Raw genomic sequence first — 2,181 nt, 5'->3', positions numbered from 1 at the left:
CGCGCCTTCGTGGCGAGCCTCGGCAACGACGCGCTGTGGCTGCGCTACGCGTGAGCTTTAGTTGGGCTGGGCTGGGCTGCCCTTAGCCTCTTGGGCCATATTCTGGGCGTAGAGCCTGCCGAAATCGATCGGGTCCAGCATCAGCGGCGGGAAGCCACCGTCGCGCACCACGTCCGAGATGACGCGCCGCACGAAGGGAAAAAGCAGCGTCGGGCAGTCCACGAACATCACCGGCTGCAGGAGCTGCTCGGGTACGTTCTTGATGCGGAACAGGCCGGCATAGTCGAGCTCCACATTGTAGATCACGCCGGCGTCGCTCTTGGCGTGGGCCTCGATGTGAACGGCGACCTCGTAGACATCCTCGCCGCGCGGGCCGGCATTGACGTTGACGCCGATCTTGAGCTGCGGGTTCTCGCCCGGGCCTTGCAGGGTTTGCGGCGCGCCGGGGCTCTCGAAGGACAGATCCTTCACGTATTGGGCGAGGATATTGAGTTGTGCCTGCGTCCCGGCGCGGGCGCCGGCCGTCGATTGGCCCGCCGCACCGGCCGCCGCGGGCTCCGGTTTCGGTCCGTCGCCATTCGGCTTGCTGGCGCCGCCGTCGTCTTTCTTCTTCGCCATGGAACTCCCTCCGCGCTTCCCGGTTGCTGGCTAGCATGGGACGGGAGACCCCGCAATTCGGCTGCGGCGATCTGCTTTGAGCCTAAATTAAGTGCAAGCGGCTTTAGGGTTGGCGTCAAATCGGGGAATGCCTTAAGTTAAGCCCGAAATGCTGCGGTGCGGGCGTGAAATTCCGGCCGCGGCTTGAGGCTCCCGCTAGAAAATCTCTAGGTGCGCAACGATATAACCCCTAGAGCATTCCGCAGCGATTGCGGGTTTGGTCCAAGCGCGGGTGGCGGCAAGGCATGAGTGAAGCTTTCGATATCTACACATTGTTGTTCCTAGTGCTCGCGGTCGTGATCTTTATCCGGCTGCGCAGCGTGCTGGGCCGCCGCACGGGCAGCGAGCGCCCGCCTTACGATCCCTATACGCGCGCCGACGCCAAGCAGGGCACGCCGGAGGGGACCGTGGTGGCGTTGCCGCGCGGCCGCACGGGCCAGCCCGCGAACGAGCCTGCGGGGCCCTCGGCGGAGGATATCGAGGAACGGCTCGAACGCTACGCCAAGAAGGACAGCCCGCTCAGCAAGGCGCTGACCGCACTGATCAAGGCCGATCCCAGTTTCGATCCGGCCCAGTTCCTCGACGGCGCCAAGGCCGCCTACGAGATGGTCGTGGGCGCGTTTGCCGAAGGCGACGTAAAGACGCTGGAGCTGCTTCTGGGCGAGGACGTGCTCGAGGGCTTCACCCGCGCCATCTCCGAGCGCGAGCAACGCGGCGAGACGCTGACCTCCACGCTGGTCGGTATCGACAAGGCCGACATCATCGAGGCCGAGATCAAGGACCGCCAAGCTTTCGTCACGGTCAAGTTCGTGAGCGAGCTGATCTCGGTGACGCGCGATGCGGACGGCGAGGTGGTCGAAGGCGATCCCAAGAAAGTCCGCGAGGTCACCGACATCTGGACCTTCGCCCGCGAGGTCGCCTCGCGCAATCCGAACTGGAAGCTCGTCGCGACCGAAGCGGCGAACTAGCTTTTTCCCGCATTTTCGAGTGTCATCATCCGCGACAGCGGGGTGATCCCGTAACCACCGCACGGGTTTGGCTCGCACGGCAAGGTTACTGGATTGCCCGAGCCGGGCAATGACGGGTCGAGCTTGGGGGAATACCAAACAATGCGCTGGCATGCATTGTGGATCCTGGGCATAGCTGCCACCACGATTGCCCTCCTCCTTTGGTGGTACACGGTGGACGATCAAGCCGCCATCACGCTCACGCCCGTCAGCTTCGGCGAGATCGAAGGCTGGGCCCGGGACGATCACGCAGCGGCTTTTGACGCCTTGCGCAAATCATGCCGCAAGCGGCCGAAGAGCAATAACGCTTGTGGAGAGCTTCTGGCGCTTGGGGAGAGGGTCGATCGTGAGACCGCGCCGGGCGCTTTTTCGAGACGCATTTCGTCCCGCACCGCGTCGAGGCGGACGAGCCGGGCCTGGTCACCGGCTACTACGAGCCCGAAGTGCGCGGTTCGCGCGAGCGAACGAGCGCGTTTCAGTTCCGGTCTACAGGCTTCCCGACGATCTCGTCCAGGTG

Annotated in this window: 2 protein-coding genes and 1 pseudogene; 2 read left to right on the top strand and 1 reads right to left on the bottom strand. The window is 64.3% G+C overall.

Annotated features, from left to right (window positions below):
* Window positions 1–57 precede the first annotated feature (57 nt).
* Window positions 58–618 (bottom strand): protein-export chaperone SecB, encoded by a 561-nt coding sequence (gene secB, locus AUC71_RS11235; RefSeq protein WP_069624337.1) that lies wholly within the window; start codon window positions 616–618, stop codon window positions 58–60.
* A gap of 284 nt (window positions 619–902) precedes the next feature.
* Between secB and AUC71_RS11230 the strand changes: the two genes are divergently transcribed.
* Both AUC71_RS11230 and AUC71_RS22355 read left to right on the top strand, forming a co-directional pair.
* The gene (locus AUC71_RS11230; protein WP_069624336.1) at window positions 903–1,625 is read left to right on the top strand and encodes a Tim44/TimA family putative adaptor protein; all 723 of its coding nucleotides are present in this window, start codon (window positions 903–905) and stop codon (window positions 1,623–1,625) included.
* A 141-nt stretch (window positions 1,626–1,766) separates the two neighbouring features.
* Window positions 1,767–2,181 (top strand): annotated as a pseudogene (locus tag AUC71_RS22355) (hypothetical protein); the annotation flags it as partial.

Source organism: Methyloceanibacter marginalis (genome assembly GCF_001723295.1).
GTDB classification, from domain to species: domain Bacteria; phylum Pseudomonadota; class Alphaproteobacteria; order Rhizobiales; family Methyloligellaceae; genus Methyloceanibacter; species Methyloceanibacter marginalis.
Note: the sequence above shows the minus strand (reverse complement) of the source record. Positions and strands in the feature narration are given on the sequence as shown.

What these genes read in the sequence shown, in the direction of transcription:
- secB (WP_069624337.1), bottom strand. Translation starts at nt 618, where the DNA reads ATGGCGAAGAAGAAAGACGACGGCGGCGCCAGCAAGCCGAATGGCGAC.
- AUC71_RS11230 (WP_069624336.1), top strand. Translation starts at nt 903, where the DNA reads ATGAGTGAAGCTTTCGATATCTACACATTGTTGTTCCTAGTGCTCGCG.